Annotated in this window: 13 protein-coding genes; all 13 read right to left on the reverse strand. The window is 35.3% G+C overall.

The annotated features are described in order from the left end of the window. Positions 1-84: 84 nt before the first annotated feature. Complete coding sequence (locus JS605_RS04145; protein ID WP_203256393.1) at positions 85-651, reverse strand: DUF6252 family protein; 567 nt, start codon at positions 649-651, stop codon at positions 85-87. A 221-nt stretch (positions 652-872) separates the two neighbouring features. Then, positions 873-1,298: a DUF6252 family protein gene (locus JS605_RS04150; protein WP_203256394.1), complete on the reverse strand. Its 426-nt coding sequence runs from the start codon at positions 1,296-1,298 to the stop codon at positions 873-875. A 548-nt stretch (positions 1,299-1,846) separates the two neighbouring features. Beyond that, complete coding sequence (locus tag JS605_RS04155; RefSeq protein WP_203256395.1) at positions 1,847-3,940, reverse strand: gliding motility protein RemB; 2,094 nt, start codon at positions 3,938-3,940, stop codon at positions 1,847-1,849. A 219-nt stretch (positions 3,941-4,159) separates the two neighbouring features. Beyond that, positions 4,160-4,909 (reverse strand): energy transducer TonB, encoded by a 750-nt coding sequence (locus JS605_RS17665; protein WP_203256396.1) that lies wholly within the window; start codon positions 4,907-4,909, stop codon positions 4,160-4,162. Between the two features lie 268 nt (positions 4,910-5,177). Continuing rightward, positions 5,178-5,897, reverse strand: a complete 720-nt coding sequence (locus JS605_RS04165) for an energy transducer TonB (protein ID WP_203256397.1) — start codon at positions 5,895-5,897, stop codon at positions 5,178-5,180. Between the two features lie 62 nt (positions 5,898-5,959). Beyond that, the gene (locus JS605_RS04170) at positions 5,960-6,340 is read right to left on the reverse strand and encodes a VanZ family protein (protein ID WP_203256398.1); all 381 of its coding nucleotides are present in this window, start codon (positions 6,338-6,340) and stop codon (positions 5,960-5,962) included. Beyond that, positions 6,333-6,713: a glycine cleavage system protein GcvH gene (gene gcvH, locus JS605_RS04175; RefSeq protein ID WP_203256399.1), complete on the reverse strand. Its 381-nt coding sequence runs from the start codon at positions 6,711-6,713 to the stop codon at positions 6,333-6,335. The genes JS605_RS04170 and gcvH overlap by 8 nt, the downstream gene beginning before the upstream one ends. Positions 6,714-6,988: 275 nt before the next feature. Continuing rightward, a complete protein-coding gene (sov, locus tag JS605_RS04180; protein ID WP_203256400.1) occupies positions 6,989-14,278 on the reverse strand; it encodes a T9SS outer membrane translocon Sov/SprA in 7,290 nt (2,429 codons plus the stop codon). 6 nt (positions 14,279-14,284) lie between these two features. Continuing rightward, complete coding sequence (ruvA, locus tag JS605_RS04185) at positions 14,285-14,866, reverse strand: Holliday junction branch migration protein RuvA (RefSeq protein ID WP_203256401.1); 582 nt, start codon at positions 14,864-14,866, stop codon at positions 14,285-14,287. Positions 14,867-14,921: 55 nt separating this feature from the next. Further along, on the reverse strand, positions 14,922-17,216 hold the full coding sequence (locus tag JS605_RS04190; RefSeq protein ID WP_203256402.1) for an NADP-dependent malic enzyme: 2,295 nt from the start codon (positions 17,214-17,216) through the stop codon (positions 14,922-14,924). 103 nt (positions 17,217-17,319) lie between these two features. Beyond that, positions 17,320-18,882, reverse strand: a complete 1,563-nt coding sequence (gtfA, locus tag JS605_RS04195; protein ID WP_203256403.1) for a sucrose phosphorylase — start codon at positions 18,880-18,882, stop codon at positions 17,320-17,322. 9 nt (positions 18,883-18,891) lie between these two features. Continuing rightward, positions 18,892-19,830: a carbohydrate kinase family protein gene (locus tag JS605_RS04200; RefSeq protein WP_239000247.1), complete on the reverse strand. Its 939-nt coding sequence runs from the start codon at positions 19,828-19,830 to the stop codon at positions 18,892-18,894. A gap of 18 nt (positions 19,831-19,848) precedes the next feature. Beyond that, on the reverse strand, positions 19,849-21,201 hold the full coding sequence (locus tag JS605_RS04205; RefSeq protein ID WP_203256404.1) for an MFS transporter: 1,353 nt from the start codon (positions 21,199-21,201) through the stop codon (positions 19,849-19,851). Position 21,202: the final 1 nt, after the last annotated feature.

The following is a 21,202-nucleotide window of genomic DNA, read 5'->3' on the forward strand; positions in this document are numbered from 1 at the left end:
AACTTTGTTATGGTTTTAGATTAAATATTTATAAAATGTTTAATTTATAGTTGAATGGTTTTGTTGGCGCAAAACCATTCTTTTTTATTTGGAATAGGGCATATCAAAACGGCCCTCTCTTATTTCTACGATTTCTCCATCATTATTGACAGCATCAAACCAAAACGTACCAGATATTATTTGTTTTGATTCATCTAAATGTGTAATCGTTAATTCCCCTGTAACAGTTGAAGCAGTAACATATCCTATGGTTCCTTCTAAAACACTTGTAGATACTCCATACTCTCCTCCTCCTCCTGTATATTCTCCATCATCTGTAAAATTCTTATCTATAGTAACTATCTGATTTTTAATTAATTTAATTCTTGATACAAAAACCCTTATAGATTTTTTACGCTCACCATTTCTATTATTTAGAGATAACCCAAAAAAGCACTCCCCATCAATCAACTGGTAAAATGCACTTTTTACAGGGCCAGCCAAGGGGCTACCTTTAGGTAGTAAAACTTCTCCGTTTACCAAGCACCCAATAGTGTTTGCTCCAGTTTGCGTTGCTGGCGGTAATTGATCTATGGGGTTTGTTGGGGTATCATCATCGTTGTTACAGGCATTTAAAGCCATAACCAATAGTAGTAAAAGTAATCTTTTCATAGTGTACGTTTTTTATATAAATGTAGGTAATATCTTTATATGTTATGCTATGGAAAACCCGTAAATTGTATTATACTTTTGTTAAATTTAATGAGGTGCACATTTTAATAGCTTCCATAAATTTGTGTGATTTTTAGATTAAATATTTATGAAATGTTTAATTTATAGTTGAATGGTTTTGTTGGCGTAAAACCATTCATTTTTATTTGGAATAGGGCATATCAAAAACGGCCCTCTCGTATTTCTATTATTTCTCCATCATTATTGACAGCATCAAACCAAAATGTTCCTGAAATGATTTGTTGTGACTCATTTAGATTCGTAATTATAATCTCTCCATTAACATCACTTGTATTATAGTATTCATTACCTAGACTGGTATCCATCCAGTCTGGTGTAAAATAATAGTACCCAAAACCGCCATCATCATCTCTATCTACAACTCTATTTTTATCTAAAATTATAACAGAATTTTCGCTTAATTCTATTCTTTTTAATTCAATCGTGAGACCTTTTCTCTCATTTCCATTTCTGTAATTTAAACTCAAGCTAAAAAAATAGTCCCCATCAATTAACTGATAAAATGCACTTTTTATAGGACCAGCCAAGGGACTACCTTTAGGTAGTAAAACTTCTCCGTTTACCAAGCACCCAATAGTGTTTACCCCAGTTTGCGTTGCTATCGGTAATTGATCTATGGGGTTTGTTGGGATATCATCACCATTTTTACAACTTATAGCACTAAGTATAAATATACTCAGTATTACTACTGCAATTAACGTTAGTTTTTGTATAGCTATTTTTAATTTAATACTACTAAAATGAGAGATATTTTAAGGTTAAACACATAATAGAGAGATGTATTCTAACTTAAAAACTTTGAGTAGTTGTATTATCTATATTACGTAGTAAATTTACAAAAACTAGTAGTTTTTTTATGACAAATGTTAGGTTTTTATAATTTTAAAAAGACAATATGCTAAAGGTTCTTTTATGGGATATATTTCATATAAGAATGACCGTTTGCGATATTTATGGTTTCGCAATTATCTGTGACAGTTGAAAATTAAAAAGTTCCAGAAATAATATAGTTTACTCTATGTATTTTAAGAAATAACAAGACACTTTTAAATGTGTCTTCAAATTCGTAACTGCAACCTAACTATATTACATTTTACTTAGTATTTCAATAACTTTAATTATCAAAATACCAATTAAACAAATCGGTTCTTAATCCAAAATTTAACCAAACGGTATCATTCTTAAATGTAGCTGCGGTGTTAATGTCTGGGTTAAAGTTTCTAACTGTAATATCTGTAAACAACTTTAAATTAGATGCGGGGTTTATTATATACCCTGCTTGCAAATTACCATAAAACGTTTTGGTTTTTATACCTTGTCCTATTTCAATGCCTGTATCAGCTGGTCTATCGCCTTCAACGCGATAAATATTACCACCGTAATTAAAGTTATCTGTTCCGTCTAAAACATCAAACCCTCGGGTTCCAAAAATAAGTCTTGCATCAGCAAACCAACGGTCTTTACGGTACCGCCCAATTAATATAACCTCACTAAAGTTGGCGCCCCATAAATGTGCCACTGGCTGATTATTGTGCCCATAATTTAAAACGATGGTATTGTGTGAGTAGGTATAGGGTCTTACACGGTTTAATTCCAATTGTAATAACAAATTATCTACATTAAACGCATTGTAATACTTAACCCCCAGTTGGTAACCAAATTTATTTTTCCAACTTTTGTTGCCTGCCCTAACATCGCCCAGAGAAAACTCATCTAAAATAAATTGTCCGTACACATTAACGTTATCATTAAATTTATACTTACCAGAAGCTCCTAAAAGTGCATTACCAGCATCTTGCCCTGTTTCAAACTCTATGGCACGGTAAAAAATAATAGGGTTTAAATAATTAACGTCAAACCCTCGGTTGTTACTGTTAGTCCATAGCACCGATTCAAAAAAACCTAAATTTAAGCGTTTAGATACATTCCAGCTTAAATAATGGTTGGCTATATACTTAGTTAAAAAAGCACCATCTTCTTTTACCTCAGGTCTTACATCACGCATCCACATAAAGGTATTGGTATACTTAATTTTCCAAAAGTTGGTGTTTAATTTTAAAAATGGATGCGGACTGGTAACATCACTTAAAATTAAAGAACGATATCCATCCCCAATAAAATTTTTACCATGTCCAAATTGAACATTTAAAAACTTTGCTGGCGAATACGACAGATATGCTTCTGCTGCTGGGTAATCGTAGCTATCAGTTTTAAACCGTTTAGAAACACCTCTCCCTGGCACTACAGGCTCAGAACCTGAGGCTCTAATACTTTCGATATATCTATTTACATAGTCTGCAAAGCGCCCCTGGCTTTCAAAAATCGTAGTGTAAAAATTAAACTTTTTACCCAGGCCTCCTTGAACCCAAATACCTCTTGTGTTGTTGTAGGTGCTTCCCCCTTCTGAGTCTGTTCCTGTTTGTAAATCAAAAATTGGATCTATCGTAAACCAATAGTCTTTACCTTCAATCTGTACCAAATGTTCATTCCATATTTTTTTCCCTGCCCAAGTCTTGGCATCCTTTTTCAATGTTTTTCTCTCTACTTCAAAATCATAATATTTAGAAACATCTTCGTACAAGAATGGTTTTTGTGCCGTATGGCTATTGGTGCCCACAAGATTCATAACCCTATCAAACCTCGCATAATCGCTATGTGTAAATTGAATATTTAATTGACTTCTTAACGCCCTATTTGTATAGGGTTTTAGTGTAGTATTCACACTATCAAATTCTTGTTTTGTTGCTAAGGCTTGTTGTTCTATTTTATTGACTCCTTGCGTGTTTTTTGAACTTGACAGCTTAAAATCTTCAATTGGGATTTGAATTGGAATGGAATATTGTCTAAAAGTCTTGCGTCCACTATATGTTGCGGGGGTTATTTTTGGAAATAAATTAAAAACCCTTTGCGCCTCTTGTTTTAGTGTATCATACATAGCATCCACATACATTACTCTAAATGCTCCAGTGGTATCGACTTCAAAAAGCACCACTATTTTACCTTTGTAATCTTCATCAATTACATTTTGGGGCACCTTAAAATTATCTTTTATATGTTGAAATACATGACTATCAAAACACTGTTGTAAACTATCAATAGCCATGTTAGCACATTTAGGAAAAATAGGTGGTTTTTCGTAAATATTTTCATTTTGGGAAAAAGCAGTATAATGGCAAATAAACAGTAGAAAGGCTACAAATTGTTTCATCTGATAGATTTTATTGTTTTTAAAAGGTCAGATGTAATTCGCTATTGGATATTTTGGCAAAAAAATCAACGTATTGCAATAGCTCATTTCATATCATGGATATGATTACATTTTGGACTGAAAGATAGTATATTTTATTAAGACGATTGAATATTCTTGCTGATATAAAAAAACCGCTATCTCTTACGATAACGGTTTAGTGCATGCTAAATTATAATATTACTGTGCTATAAACATAATAGGTAAAGTATAACGAACACCAACAGGTCTATCTCGTTGCTTTCCGGGTTTCATATCTGGAATTTTATTCACAACTCTTTTCGCTTCAGCTTCCAATTTTTCGTGTGGTGCTCTTGTTTTTATATCTGTTACTTTTCCTGTTTTATCTATTAAGAACTGTACACTTATTCTTTGTTTTCCTTCCAAGCCATACCTAGAGGCAATATCTGAACCATTGAATTTACGTTGTACTAATCTTGTAATAGCATCAGACATGCATTTTTTCCGAGCTTTGTTTCCAACTTTATCTTCACAACCTGGATAGACAGGGACATTCTCAATTACAATAAAATCTATTTCATCTGGAATATCTGGCCTTTCAATGTTGTCTACCGCATAAGGATTTAATGGCAGATCTGCCGTCTTCTTTGTAGGTGTTTCAACGATATCTTCGGGTAAATCGGTATCATCTTTAGCTTTCTCAATTTTATTAATAAACTTCTTGGTCGCTTTTTCCTGCTTCTTTATTTGTTGTTTTTGCTCTGGTTCCACATAAGGCTTATAATTAATAGCCTCCATATCAAAGACATCATCAGGATCTTCATAGTCATAAGCAACGTATACAGGTTTTGTTTCAAAGCGCATTTCCAATAGGCCTAATGTAGTTAATAGACAAACAATAAGGCCTACTTGAAAAAAGAGGGTTGAGTTTTTTTGTAAATTTGCATCATGCCGATGTGGTTTTTTCACGCTTTCATCGTTTTGCCGAACGATGTCGTGAGATTGTTTTGAATTTTTCATTTGTTGTGATTTTTCTAAAACTACAATCAATTGAAATTCCTAAGACAAGAACTGTTAGCATGCAAAAAACAGCGAATTGGTCTTATTCATTTTATTATCATAGTTGTGATGTTAATATTATGATAAAATCACAAGAAGCATACCAAAACAAGAAATCCCGCTACAAATAATGTAGCGGGATTTTAATTTTTATAATATCTGCGTAAGCAGAACTAACTTAATCTTGTACTTGGAAAATAATAGGTAACGAATATGGTACTGTAACTGGTTTACCTCTTTGCTTACCTGGTTTCATTTTAGGTAATTGACTAATAACGCGTTTAGCTTCTTTTTCTAAACCTGGGTGCGGTGCTCTTGCACGAATACCAGTAATGCTACCTGTTTTGTCAATTTTAAAAATCACATTGATACGCTGTCTTCCTGATAATCCTAAGTCGGACGCTAATTCCGTATTAAATTTTCTGTTTACAAATTTTGCAATCTTATCAGACATACACTTTTTCTTTTGCGCATTACTTCCTTTTTCACATCCTGGGAACACTGGAACGTTTTCAATTACTGCAAACGGCACTTCAACGTCTTCTTCTACTGCTTCTACTTCAATCTCTTCAACTTCAACAATCTCAGTTTCTTGATCTACTTCGGTAGACTCGATTACGGTTTCCTCAACTTCTTCTTCATCTTCAACAACTTCAATAACTTCTGGAGCTGCAGGAGGTGGCGGTGGAGGTGGAGGTGTTACTATTTGCTGTGTTAATGGAATTTCCTCTTCTAACTCTTCTTCTAAGTTTAATTGTCCTATATCAATGTCCGCTTTATCATAGGTTTTGTAATTAATAGCGGAATATGCTAAAAACAGCATTAGTGCTAAACCTATTGCAAAATACAGCGAACTGTTTCTGCCTACGTTAGCTTGTGGATTTTTTTTAGGTTCCATAATTTTTATTTTTTTCCAGATTGCTAAAATAAGTACTTATTTAGGAAAAAAACAAGTCTTTGTTAATTTTTAACTTGTCTTCTTACTTTCTTCAACAAAAGTGCTCCTCCTGTTAGCATTGCCCCTAGACTATTGGCTAATGCATCGTAAACATCAAGCGATCTGTGAGATGTTATTGTACCTTGTAATGCCTCAATAATTATACCATAAATAACCGATAGAAGTATGGCACTTAACACAGCTTTCTTCCGAGGCTTATTTTGTTTAAAATAAAATACTGTATACCATAAAAAGCAAAGTAAGGCATAGGCTAAAAAATGAAAGATTTTGTCGCCATACTCAATTTCCATATCTGGTAATTTTCCGCTTAAATTAATCAAGCTTACTACTGCTAGAGCAATGGTATATGGAATTGCAAGATAAAGCGCAGCTTTTTTAAGCACCTATTAATGCTTTATATGCTTCATCAGATAGTAAACTTTCTATTTGGGATGCATCAGAGTATTTAATCTTTATCATCCATCCCTCTCCATACGGATCTGAATTTACACTTTCTGGTTCGTCTTCTAACCCTTCATTAAACTCTACTATTTCTCCTGATAAGGGTAGAAATAAATCAGAAACTGTTTTTACGGCTTCAACTGTACCAAAAATTTCATCAGCATCCAAAGTTTCGTCTACGGTTTCCACCTCAACATAAACAATATCCCCTAATTCACTTTGGGCAAAATCGGTAATCCCTACAACGGCCAAGTCGCCTTCTATTCTTACCCATTCGTGGTCTTTTGTATATTTTAATTCTGATGGTATGTTCATTGTAAAAAATTAAAAAGTTGTTTACGCAAATGTATTTATTCAAAACTACATTTCAAATAGGTTTATGTTAATTAAAAAACTGTTTGATTACGCTGTTATATCATTGAACTCATCTTGTCTAAATGATATCTTTATTTGATTAACTCAAAACACCCCTAAAGTCCCCTTAAGGGGACAATCTTGTAAAAAGTATTTTCGGAGTTTATTTATAAGTTCTACACCCCTTACTCCCTTCTTATTAGGAGGGAAACTATTGTGGATATGGGGAAACCAAATTAATTTCCAAAATTATATCTTAGGGTAAATCCTGAACGTATGGTGGTTTGTGGAAACGCTGTGGAAATAGCATAGTCTGCAAAGGCATAATCAAAATAGAAAATAGCTGTTAGGTTTCTGCTAAACGCATAATCTGCAGAATATTTAAGCCCCCAAATGGTTTGCCCTGAGGTAACTTGGTTATTCTCTAAATCTAAATAGCGTACTATGGTTTTATTATCCCTAACCGAAATATCGGCTTTCATATTTAAATCGCTTACAATACGTTTTTTTGGCCCCGCTAAATTAGATTTAATGCGTACGTCTTTTATACGATACCCCAATCCTATAGCATATTCATTACCTATAACTTCTGTTAGCAAGTTGTTGTCAAAACTCAAGGATAATAATCTGTCTTTTCTAACCTCTGCTAAAATTTTCATGGAATTTTTCATTTCCATATCAATTCTAATTAACGGACTAAACATTTCCGTTAGGTTGATGTTACTAAACAAACGTTCATTTTTAAAGTTGTCTGACTGATCTTTGGTATCTGGATCTTGACTATCAAAGTCTAAACTAAAATCTGGGGCTGTATAGTCTAAATTTGTTTGAAACTGGTTGATGTTATAACTAGAACGGTACCCATGCGTTACTGAAAAACGTCTGAAATTCTTTTTAAACCAAGCAAATTTCATAAATCCTGTATATTTTAAATCCCAGTTGGGGATTGGTACACTTCTGAAGGCACCCAATTTTATATTATTTGCATCTTGACCTGAATATGCTGCTAAAAACGCTGGTAATAACACTGCTTGACTGTTTTTACCAAAACCTCTTGGGAAACCTTCTGCGTCTACATCATTTACATCTGCACCTCTTGCTGCGGCAACGCGTCTTGCTATTGTGAGTCTGTTGGCTCTAAAATCGTTAAACGCATCAGAGCCTGTTTCGTCACTTTTACCAAAAGCAGTTTTTATTAAAACTGTTGAGATATTGAAGTTTCCAAAGGTATTAGGGGTTAAATTAACATAGTCTAATGTTACTGGATCTACCCTAAAATTTTCGGCAAAATTCTCAAAATAGGTTTTGTTCCCAGAGATATCAATTTTTAAATCTCGTACGGGTTCTAAACTCGCTGAAATGTCCAATTGCTCACTGTGGGTTTGTGTAAATTGTTGGTTAAACTCTTGAAACGTTGTTAGCCAACCACGTCTTGCTGCTTCTTGTCTAATATCTGCTTGTGATCCAAAAGTAAATCCAAAAGATGGCTTTAACGTCCCTACAAAACCAGGGGTTCTTGTATAGCCCGGTAAAAATGTACCGTTATTTTCTGAGTAACCAATTTGTACACGTTTTATACTGGTAATTATATCTATTCCTGCATTTAATAGTTTTGTTCCTGGTTTACTACTTTTACGTTTAGACTTTGCCTTATCTGCGCCTTCGTCCTTTCCTGGAGGGCCTCCAGTGCTTCTGGTACGTGTTCTTACCGTACGTGTTGGCTTCTTTACTAAACCTATATATTTGTACAGACGCCTCATATCTAAACTCGAGTTTAGTTTATGGATATTAGAATTTTGTACAGTATGCGCTGGCCCACCTATACCACCATCTGCCGTTGGTCTTTCGTAAAAATCTGAGCCTTTTTGCCAAAGAAACTCTCCGTTGTATTGGTAGGTAACGTCAATAAAGCTAAAAGTTGGTATTTTGTTTAGAGGCAATTGGTAATTGATACCTAAACTTTGGGTTTGCCTGTTGGGATCTCCAAAATCTAAAAGTCCGTCCCATACATCTAATCTTGGGTCTTGTTCTCCTGCAATTAAATCATCTCCTAAAAAGTAATTTCTAACAATATTGTTATTTGCTGCAGTAAAGTTAAGTTGCAGGGCTTTGGTTAGGTTATAGTTTATGGTATATTGAAAATCGAAGGTATAGTTTCTACGAAATAATTCTTCTACACCAATATTACCTCCTGTTAAATCTATTTCCCTAAATCTTTGACGGTTAAACTGCCTGTTAATATCTGTATTTACCGCAAAACTCGTAGGCAACAAATTCACATTAAATTCTTTTAACAACTTCCAGTATTTCCCTGTGAATAAGGAATCGTTCTTTTTAAAAGGTTCTACTGTAATCGGATTGAAGTTGAATGCATAATTTGCACCTGCTCTCAAGGTTTTATTTACTGAATTTTCAATTTCGAAATCACGGTGCTCCACTTTATTATAGGAGTAATTAAACGTAAAGTTTTCAACATCATAAAACCTTGGTGTTTTATCGGTAGTCCTGTTCTTTCTTACACCTATTAAATTGATACTTTGACGTCTTGTATAATCTTCCGATTGTTCTTTTACACGATCTTTTCCTTCTTGGGTGTCTTCAGCATCAATGCGATCTTGTAATTTTAAATCTTTGTAAAACTGATCGAACTTTGGGGTAATTAATTCTTCACTTTGGGCATAATTAAACGGGATTTGTATACCCCATTTCTTAGGTAATAACTGCCCTGCATTTATATTGGTAACTACATCATACTGCTGTACATCTTCAAGTGCTCGTTCACTTGGGCCTTGTTCTAAACCACCAAAACCTGATGTGCTCATACGACCTGTGGCACTTACATTTGCAAAATCAGCCACATTACTATCTACGGCTAAAACTGCAGCCCAGCCGCCTTCGTTATCTAAATCGGATAAACGTAATTCGTTAAACCAAACATTGGCACAAACATCACTGTTTGTAGCATTTTTAACACCAACCATTAATGTTCTAACATCCCCGAAATTTGGATTACCCTTTATGGCTACACGATGTTGCCCAGTAACATAGCCTGTAAGTTCATTTGCAACCTCTACTATGTTGTCTCCAATAACGTCATAATATGTTGGTTCTCCATCAAGTAAAGTACCATTTGCAATACCTTCAGCTTTTATTTTACCCAGAATATCAAGTGATAAGTTAATTTCATTTTCTAATGGCCATACGTCTTCTCGTCTTAAAGACCCATTTGGGGATTTTACTAACGGAATCTCAATTTGATAGTAGTTATCATTTAAGTCGTTACCTATTCTCATGAAACCAACCAAACGTTCAGTATTCGTATCGGTAAATCCGTAATCATCATCCTGTGCATGTAAAAACATTCTTAAGCGTTTGTACTGACGCATATCTATATTGATGTTTTTAAATACTGCTCTTGAATCTTCAGATTCTAAATCACACACATTAACGACTAAGGCTTGTTCGTTTTGGCGCACTACTGTATTATTATTGAATAACTGCTCTGGTTCAATCCCTGGAGGACGCACATAAGACCCTTCATTATCAATAGTCCCTACTATACCTACTGAAAAATCGGTATCATCATCAGTGGGATCGTCATTATTTGCCTGTAAGGTTTGGTTATAACGTCTCCAATCGCTTCTTACCAAATCTAGGGTTCCAAAGCGGAATACGGTATTTTGGTTAAAGTCTTTTAAATAGGTTCTCACGAATCGTACTGATCTAAAATCTGTTATACCACCTACCGCTCTGGTACTTTTAGTTACGGGGATTCTAAACAGGTACCATTTTGGATATACTACTTCTCCATTTTCAAGTAAACGCCTATTATCTTCACTTTGTGCCTCCACATTTTTAGTATCTACAATAAACTCATTATTGATATTTAATGTAGCTGGTGTGATATCTAGTTCATATTCAAAGTAGCTATCAATAGTATTCATGGTATTATCTCTATTGATATCTTCTACATCTGGCTGGGGATTGGTACCACGTTGTGTATCTGTAAACACATCTGGAGTATTTCCTTCTACACCATTGAATTTTTTATAACGTTCAAAAATACCTCCTTCAGCATCTAGGAAGAAGGTGTAGTTATCGTTGGCTGGATCGTCTAAACTTCTAAACGGCTGAATAATATCATTAATTTGTTGTATCCTAGCTATTTCTGCGGGATCAGAACTTGTTGTTGTTATCGGCGTTTTCTCTCTTAAATCTGAATAACCATCATACCCTACATCTTGGTTAGTACGTTCCTGCCCCGTAGTATCAAATGCATATACTAAGGATTGATTGAGTGGTACCACAGCACCTGCTGCAGTAATTGGTAGAAGATCAACATTACCATCCTCTGGCAAACCATTTTCGTAAAGTTTTCTTCCGTCTTTTACGACATCTTCCGATATATTCCCTAGGTTGAATACTAATTTACCACCTGGATTTGCAGGATTTTCCTGAAATGGGTCTTGTAACCAAAACTCGATATATTCTACATTGGCTTGTTCTAAATCTGTTGATGTTAATTGACGTGTAATTCCTGCCCAACGGTTATTTGGAAGCGTAGTGTCAACATCTGGGTTGAAGTTATAAGGGCCACGCTCTTCAGGGTAATAGGCTAGATCTAATGTGAATAAAATTGAATTTTGGCCTTGAACTAAATCCTGCTCTGGAAATAATTCATTGATAAATACACGACTGGTATACAAACTAGATAGGTCTTCATCTGATACGCCACTTGGTCGTCTTACGCTATAAAAAATGGGGTCAACAGTATACCAATTTAACATTGCTCTACCATAACCGTTTTGGATCCCTGCTTGGTCATCTCCTGGAACATTTCCTCCTAAATCTAAAGGTCTACTTGATAAAAACCACGACTGTTGCGCCTTTAAATCTATGGCATTTTGTGTACCCTCGAAATCATCGATATATGAGGTGGCCTCTCCATTTAAATCGGTACCATTCGGTGCGCCAGGTGCCAAATACGCAAACTCTCCACGTAACGAAATATTTGATGGCACATCTGTATCTATATTTGGTAGCTTATTTACCATTCTGGTTAGGAAAGGCACTTCTGATGAAAAGTTACCATTAAAACCGAATATGGTATTGTTTATGGGTTCTGAGCCAAAATTTGCTTTTTGTGTAATGGGGCGCTCATTTAAATTTAAAAGTGTACCAGCTATTACGAAATTATCATTGAATTTGTGTTCCACATTAATCCCTGTGAAACGTCTTGTTTGTTGGCCAAATACTGCATTGTTTTCTGTAGAAACCTGAATTGGTGTATTGGATGCTTTTAGGGCTTCATCTAGAATTTGCACACGCCCCAGTTGATAATTTACCGTATAATCTACACCTTCAACCAGTACACGCCCTCCTGCTGTAACCCTTACTGAACCTCTTGGCACATTAAATGCTCCAATGGGGATACCATCTCCGCCTCCACTAGAACTGTAACGCCCTTTTAGTTTGAACTTGTTTTTATCTGCTTCTTCTAATGCTGCAATTTTTGTGCTTTTATAGAGAATATCGTAAACGTACTTTTCTTGATTTGGATTGGTATACACATCTGCTTCATAATCCGCATCGTTATTATTTGGATTGTTATCATCATCCAACACATCGAATAAGTAACGCCCAAAAGGCTCTACTTTAGTGAAGATAATCTTTCCGTTTTGCGGTTGTACCGTAATTCCAGGTACAAAGTCGAAAAACCCATCTCCATTGCCTTGTGGGTCGTTGTTAAAATTAAGCTTATCCCAATTAAATAATCGTATTAACGTGGTTTCTTCTATTTCTCTATCATCCCCTGGGGTTGTGGGCGTATGATTATCGAATAGTGGAAATGTTGTGCCTTCTACGGGTGAGATAAAATTTAACGGCGATGCCTCATTATAAAATATATTCAATGTAAAATCATCTGGACTTAAATTAAAAGCACCTGTATCGTAGATGTTTTTCATCATTAAATCCCAAATCGGTTGTTGTACATTAGTGACACTACTCTTCAACATTTTTAACACCAATGCTTTGTTGGTTACTTGGGTAACTTGTCCTTGATTGTTGGTATCAACTTCATTAGGATTTACACCATCGTTGGCAAATTCCCCTACTTGGTAAACTTGTCCGCCCACTGTAAATTGATAAGCTACTGCTAAAACCTCATCAGCTGTTAAACGTTGGTTTAATGAAATGTATCCTAAATCTGCATTAAAGGTATATTCTTGTCCGTTTTGTAGTTTTCTGGCATTTTCAATTTTCCCGTAATCAGATCCTTCATTTACATTATTTTGTATGGCTCCAAACCCCTGTTGTGCTGTAGCAATATCACGAATGGCTTCTGTTAAAACAGATCCATTACCAATGGCTGTTGGATCTAGATTGTTATTGCCGTTATCTGGAAAAGCTCCAGGGCCAGCAGTAACATTTACTGATCCTGAAAACAACTTATCACTTTCCCCTAAATCTTGTAACGCCACCACATTTCTAACATTATCTGTTCTATTACTTCGGTTGGTAATATATACTTCTAAACGCGTAATTTGTAATCCTCTGTTATTGATGAAAGGATAATTTCTAAGTGCCTCATCATAGGTATCCCTAAAGTATTGTGCTAAAAAGAAATGTCGGTTTTCATCGTAATCCCTAATAAAGAAATCAAACTCCTCTAAAGTACCACCGCCTTGTGCCACTACTGTATTACCTTGGGATTGTTGCTCTGAAAACACTCCTGTTACCGTTGTTCTACCAAACTGCAATTGTGCTTTTACCCCAAATAAACTCTGGGCTCCCGTTATTAAAGAGCTGTTTAAGGGCATGTTAACATTACCAACTTCTATTTTTTGAATAATATCATCTTCTGTTGGTGTATAGTCTAGTTTTATGATATTTTGAAAATCGAATGTAGATTGTGTATCGTAATTGGCATTTACTTGAAGCCTTGTACCTACTTTACCCAAGAGGCTTAAACTGATACGTTGGTCAAAATCAAAGGTAAAATTACTACGGTTTCTTGGAGAAAAAGATGGGTTATCTTGTCTTGAAAACAACACACCTAAATCCATTTCTACAGAACCTTGTGGCACTACCTCTATGGTATTACCTCCAAAAATGGTTTCAAAAAAACTTGAGTTTACATAAAACTCTGGTAACAAATTTTTCTGTTCGTCTTCGGCACCTTTCTTTTTACCATCAAAGGCATCAATTTTTTCTTTGTAATAGTTTTTTAAATTTTCTTTGGCCACCAAATCCTTAAATTCCTTCGGTGTTAAAATAATTGGGTAGTTAATGTTAAACTCGCCTATTTTTTCTGTGTAAATGTACCTATCTGTTACTGGATCGTAAGTGTATTTAGATTCTATTCCGTTAAGTTTAGGAAATTTAATTTTACCTAAACTAAAACCTGTTTTTGTTGAATCTTGTGTAGGTTGTTGCGCCCATACCGATACTGATACAAGTAGGAGGGCAATTAGGGCAACATAGGTTTTAATCGATTTATTACAGCTATGGTTAGTTATGTTCAAAATCTCTTATAAATTTTTTAAGGCTTGTTTTATAATAGTTTCTACTGTAGCATCTGGTTGTGCGACTATAATTTTGTCCACAACACGCTCCGCCTGCTTTTTTGCAAAACCAAGAACTTCTAAAGCAGATAACGCTTCATTCTTATTGGTATTGTCTTTGGAAACTGAAACTTCGTCTATATCGTAAATCTTTAAAATTTTATCTTTTAAATCTAGTATTACACGTTGTGCTGTTTTTGCACCAATACCTTTTATGGACTGGATTAAAGGCACATCTCCTGAAGCAATACCTTCTCTAACCTGTTTTGGTGTTAATGAAGACAACATTGTTCTTGCAGTGCTAGCACCTATACCACTTACTGAAATTAAAAGACGGAATATTTCACGTTCTGCTAATGATGAAAACCCAAATAGTGTATGCGAATCCTCTTTTACTTGTAGATGTGTATACAGTTTTAAGAATTCCTTATCTGGAATCTGAGAGAATGTGTGTAAGGAAATATTTAACAGATACCCAACACCATTACAATCTATAACAACATCGGTTGGGTTTTTCTCAATAAGTTTCCCTTGTATATGCGTAATCATATTAAAATCGCTCTTAACCAGCCAAATGTAATGAAATTATTTACGTTTTAGTGGTCTACGGAATATCTTTTTCAAGCTCCCACATTTCTTTGTTCTGAGCATCTATAACCGCTATTGCGGTCATATTCACTATTTCGTCAACACTGGCATCTAGCTGTAATATATGTACTGGTTTTCGCATACCCATCATAATGGGCCCGATGGAATCTGCCTCGTTTAACTCTTTTAATAGTTTGTAGGTAATGTTAGCGGAATCTAAATTGGGGAAAATTAAACTATTTACTTTTCTACCTACTAATTTTGAAAAAGGGAATTGGTCACGTAACATTTCATCATTCAAAGCGAAGTCGGTTTGCAACTCGCCATCTACTACCAAATCTGGATAATGACGATGCAACATAGACACGGCTTCTCTTACTTTTGAAGCTCGTTCATTATCCGAAGACCCAAAATTTGAATACGATGTTAATGCCATAACAGGTTCAAAACCAAAAGTTTTTATCACTTTAGAGGTCATTACTGCAATTTTAGCCAAATCCTTGGCTGTAGGATCTATATTTATGGATGTATCACTCAAGAACATGGGACCTCTTTTAGTCATCATCACGTTAGTAGTTGCAATTCTAGTTGCTCCTTTAGCCATGCCTATTAGCTCCAACATGGGTTTTACCACTGAGGGATAGTTTCTAGAATACCCTGAAATTAAGGCGTCAGCATCCCCTTCATTTACCATCATGGCCGCAAAATAGTTTCGCTCGCGCATCAGTCTTTTGGCTGCATATAATGTCACGCCTCTTCTTTTGCGTTGCTCCCAATATGTGCGTCCGTACCTATCCTTTCTTGGATTTTCTTCCTCTGTTTTAGGATCGATTATAGTCACATCGGCTTCAAAATCAATTTCCTTCATTAAATCTTGAATCGTCTCTTTTCTACCCAACAGTATTGGAATCGCAATTCCTTCCTCATGTGCGATTTGTGCCGCTTTTAAAACAGCTAGTTGATCTGCTTCAGCATACACTACACGTTTCGGATTCAGTTTTGCACGGCTTAAAAGTAACCTTACCAACTTATTATCAGAACCCAAACGCTCTCTAAGGGAATCTTTATATTTATCCCAATCGGTAATTTCTGTTTGCGCTACGCCACTTTCTATTGCTGCTTTTGCAACTGCTGGTGGAATTTCGGCGATAAGTCTAGGATCGAATGGTTTTGGAATGATGTATTTTCTACCAAATGCTAAACGTGTTTGCTCGTAAGCTACATTTACTTGCTCTGGTACTGGCTCTTTAGCTAAAGCTGCTAGGGCTTTTACTGCAGCCATTTTCATTGCTTCATTTATACCTGTGGCACGAACATCTAATGCGCCCCTAAAGATAAATGGAAACCCTAACACATTATTTACTTGATTAGGATGATCACTACGTCCAGTAGCCATAATAATATCATCTCTAGTATCTACAGCAAGTTGGTATTTTATTTCTGGATCTGGATTTGCCATGGCAAAGACTATGGGGTCTTTTGCCATTGTTTTGAGCATTTCGGGAGACAGGATATCTGCCATGGAAAGCCCAATAAACACATCGGCATCTACCATAGCTTCCTCTAGTGTATCAATTTTTCTGTGTGTGGCGAATTCTGCTTTTTGCGATGTTAAATTATCTCTATCATCACGTATAACGCCTTTGCTATCCAGCATTACCATATTTTCCCGCTTGGCACCGCAGGATTGGTACAAACGCGAACAAGAAATTGCTGCGGCTCCAGCACCACTTATCACAATTTTTACATCTTCAATATTTTTGTTGGCAAGTTCTAAAGCGTTTATTAAGGCTGCTGCTGATATAATTGCAGTACCATGTTGGTCGTCGTGCATTACAGGAATATCTAATTCCTCCTTAAGCCTTTTCTCTATTTCAAACGCTTCTGGCGCTTTGATATCCTCTAAATTTATGCCCCCAAAAGTTGGTGCAATATTTTTTACGGTTTCTATAAATGCATCCACATTTTTAGTATCAACCTCTATATCAAACACATCAATATCTGCAAAAATCTTAAAAAGCAATCCCTTACCTTCCATAACGGGTTTTGATGCTTCTGGACCAATATCTCCAAGACCTAATACTGCCGTACCATTAGAAATTACTGCTACTAAGTTTCCTTTTGCTGTGTAACGGTAGGCATTGTTCTTATCTTTTTCAATCTCTAAACAGGGCTCAGCTACTCCAGGAGAATAGGCTAATGATAAATCTCTCTGACTTGCATATTTCTTGGTAGGAACTACTTTTATTTTTCCAGGAGTGGGTTTTGCGTGGTATATCAGTGCCTCTCTTCTCTTACTTTCTTCGCTCATAATAATGGATTGTCAACTAAACCAACAAATATAACAATCCTACGAAGTAAACGCCTAATCTTTTAAGAAATTGATGTTTCTTTTTAAACCTAAAAAATACAACTTAGAAAGCATAAAATTTACTTTCTCCTGATTCGGTGTAATCTATTGTGAAGTTACATGTGTTAAGATTTGCCTTAAGGTGGGCAAACTCATTTTTATTAACCCATTTGATATCGATAATTTTGTGTGAAGACATATTGATTTGCACAGACCCTGAAAATGATTTTGATGTATTTCTTAACCTCAACAATTTTAACTGATTTAAAACCACATCTTTTTTAATCCCTTCTTCTATATCTTTTACTGAAAGCGTTGTTCTATTAATTTCTTTATGTCCGCCACTGCCGGCATTATCCGCAGCTTTATAATCATTTTTACCTGCGAAAACATCCAGGTACCAAACCTGTGGTATTCCTGGCATAAATATTTGAATAGCTCTTGCTAATAATAATTTTTGTTCATCTTCCCCTAATGCACTGAAAAACGTAGCATTAACTTGATAATAGGATATTTTTTTACCGTCTGGGCCGTATAAATTTTTAACTCTGCCTCCCCGTTCAATAATAATATTCATGATATCTTCTATATCTTCATCTAACAACAACCCCTTATAGTATGTACCATCTAACTCTTTCCCTTTTAAATCTAAAACGGGGATACCATCATGGCACCCTAACATATTCACTGTTTTATAGCCTTTAATAATAATCTCGTTAGCCCAGTTTAACAACGCCGTGTTATCTTTTTTTTCGATAGTATGAATCATTAAACCCGGTAGAAAAAAATCATATATTTGGTATCCTTTTTTTGCTACCTCATCATGCAAATATGTACCATATTCTGCATGTATTTCTGGTAAAAGCGTTAAATTATTTTTATCTGCAATTTGCTTGATACGCTCAAGATAATCCCAAGTTCCTGGTTTATTAAAAAAGTTTGATGCTCCTACAGCTTTATGCAAATATGCAAAAGCATCCAGTCGCAATATTTTGCACCCGTAACTACTAACTTTTTGCAGGGTGTCCTTGTAAAAATCCCAAACCAGTTGAGACGTTGCGTTAACATCCATCTGCCCTAAAACACTGTTATCTGGATTTATTTTTTGGTAAAACGTATTCCAATAAGGCTCTTCTGATCCATCAGGAAAAGACACTTTTAAAACTGGCAACCCCGATTTTCGCATAAATAATTTGTCTAGAAATTCTTTTTTAGGAATGACTATGCCATCCTCTCCCATAGTACCATTACCCTTCCAAAAGGTATTCCAGTTGATAAAAAAATCCTTGTATTTTGATTGATTTCCGTTTTTAAGCAGGTCTTTAAATTGAGGGGATGCCACCGATAAGTGATTTAATACAATATCCAACTTTAGTTGAATATTGAGTTGCTCTAAATCTTCCAAATCAGATTTTGACACTAATTCTTCATTACGATTATAATCAATTATAGAAAATCCCCTGTCTAAATCACTATTAAAGAATGTTGGCAATATGTAAAATAACGAAAACACATCTTTAAACTCTGGACGTTTAAGCATATTAATGGTATCTGTAAGTGTTCTACCAATACTATCTGGGTATGCATTGAGCATAACACCGTTTGTGATATTAGAGTCTTTTAACATCGATTAATTTTATAAAAGTTCTGATAAAATATTAATGTTGTCTGGTAGTCTTCCCACATTTTGAAGTTTTAACGCTGCCAGCTGTAGAGCTACTTCTAAACATTTTTCAATAGGGCGTTTTTTTATATAAGCAAATAAAAACCCAGACCAAAATGCATCTCCTGCTCCCGTTGCATCTTGCACAACATCTATTTGTATAGCTGGTAATTGGATAATACCGCTCCCTTTTTCTGATAATTTTACACCTTTACTCCCTAGGGTTAAACATATCGTATCAACCCCTTCTGAATGAAAGAAATTAAAAATATCCTCATGCGGAAGTTGTTGCCCAAACAGTCTTAACATGTCGTCTTCACTAACCTTTACTAAGGGATTAAATTTACAGTACGATTTTATTACCTTAATGGCTTCTTCTTGGCTGTTCCATAATTTTTCAGCATAATTAACATCGATACTTAATTTACAACCTAAATTGAACGCTTCTTCAGCCTTTTTTAATATCGTTGTTTGCGCAGGTTTTTTACTTAAAGCAAAACATGTGGTGTGAAATATGTTGGTTTTTGAAAGTAAATCTGCCGAGATTTGATGTTCAGTTATATAAGCATCTGCTTTTCTAAAAGGTATAAAATCTGGTGTACTATCGGTTTTTGACACAAACACAACACTTGTAGGTTTATCGTTAATTGTTTCAATGTAACTCGTGTTCACACCAACACCCGTAAGTCGCTCAAAAATATACTCCCCAAAACCATCATTACCAACTGTTGCCACTAAAACGGACTGCAAACCTAATCTCGCTGAATTCATAGCTACATTAGCTGGCGAACCCCCTAAATACCTATGATAGTCTCTTGTATTATTGATAAGCACTCCTGTTTGGTGCCCTATAAAATCTACAAGTACCTCTCCAACACATAGAATGTCTATATCTCTTATATTCTCTTTCAAAATTATTTTTTTCAAAAATTAATGCCCACTCCCTCCAGATACAACTATACCTTCATCTCCTTCAGTAGATTTTGGCTGCTTTAACCTCAACGCTAAAATTCCTGCTATTATAAAAAACACCCCGCCAAATACTATAGCTTTAACCGCACTATTATCTAGTAGATGTTTTACTATGGGGCCAAATGTTACCGTTTGGATTCCCATTGGAATTACAATCATCATATTTAAAATACCCATATACACACCTCGCCGTTCTTGCGGCACTATTTTAGACACCATAGCGTACGGAATACCCATCATTGCAGCCCAACCAATACCAAATAATATCATAGGTAAGATTACCAAAAGCGAATCTTGAATGTATGGAATACTTAGCATTGCCATTCCTGTTAAAAACAGACTAAACACATATACTTTTTTTCCGCCAAATTTTAAAGCTAATGGCACTAGGGCTAGCGCAAAAATTATTGTTGATATATTGTATGTGGTATTCATTTTCGCTGCTTGACTTAATGCTTCAGAACTATTAAACCCCATACTTTCTTTAAACATAGGTGCTATAAACTGCCAATACACAAATAAAGCGTACCACTGAAATAAATACACACCTGATAATTTCCACATAAACTTGGGCATCTCCTTTATAGCGTCAACAATTTCTAGAAATGGTGTTTTTATCCTTTCGGAAAGCGATAAATTGTTATGCCTTTTAATGTCTTCTAACTCTTTATCTGATGGTGGTATTTCTGGTGTTTTCAATACCGACCAAAGTATGGTTGAAATAGACAAAACAGCTCCTATAAAAAAGGAATAGTATAACCATTTTGGTATAGAAGTTACACTTTCGGTAACTTCTTCAGTACCACCAAACCAGTCTTGAAACAGAAAAATCGATGCATTTGCCAATACGATACCTGCTCCAACAAATAAACTTTGCATTTGGTAGCCAAAACTTAATTGACTATTTGGTAATTTATCGCCCACAAAAGCGCGGTATGGCTCCATTGCCATGTTGTTCCCTACATCCAAAATCCACAGTAACCCTACCGCAAACCATAATACTGGACTAAACGGAAAAGCGAATAAACATAAGCTTCCCAACAAAGCTCCTATTAAAAAGAAAGGCTTACGTCTTCCCCATCGTGGCGACCATGTTTTATCTGAAATTGCTCCAATAATAGGTTGTATAATTAAACCTGTTACAGGGCCAGCTAAATTTAATAATGGTAACTGGTCGTGCTCTGCGCCTAAAAATGAAAAAATAGGATTTACAGCTGTTTGTTGTAAACCAAAACTATACTGAATCCCCAGAAAGCCGACATTCATATTAAAAATCTGCCAAAAGGATAATTTTGGTTTTGCTATTTTCATC

This window comes from Hyunsoonleella ulvae (genome assembly GCF_016827605.1).
Taxonomy (GTDB): domain Bacteria; phylum Bacteroidota; class Bacteroidia; order Flavobacteriales; family Flavobacteriaceae; genus Jejuia; species Jejuia ulvae.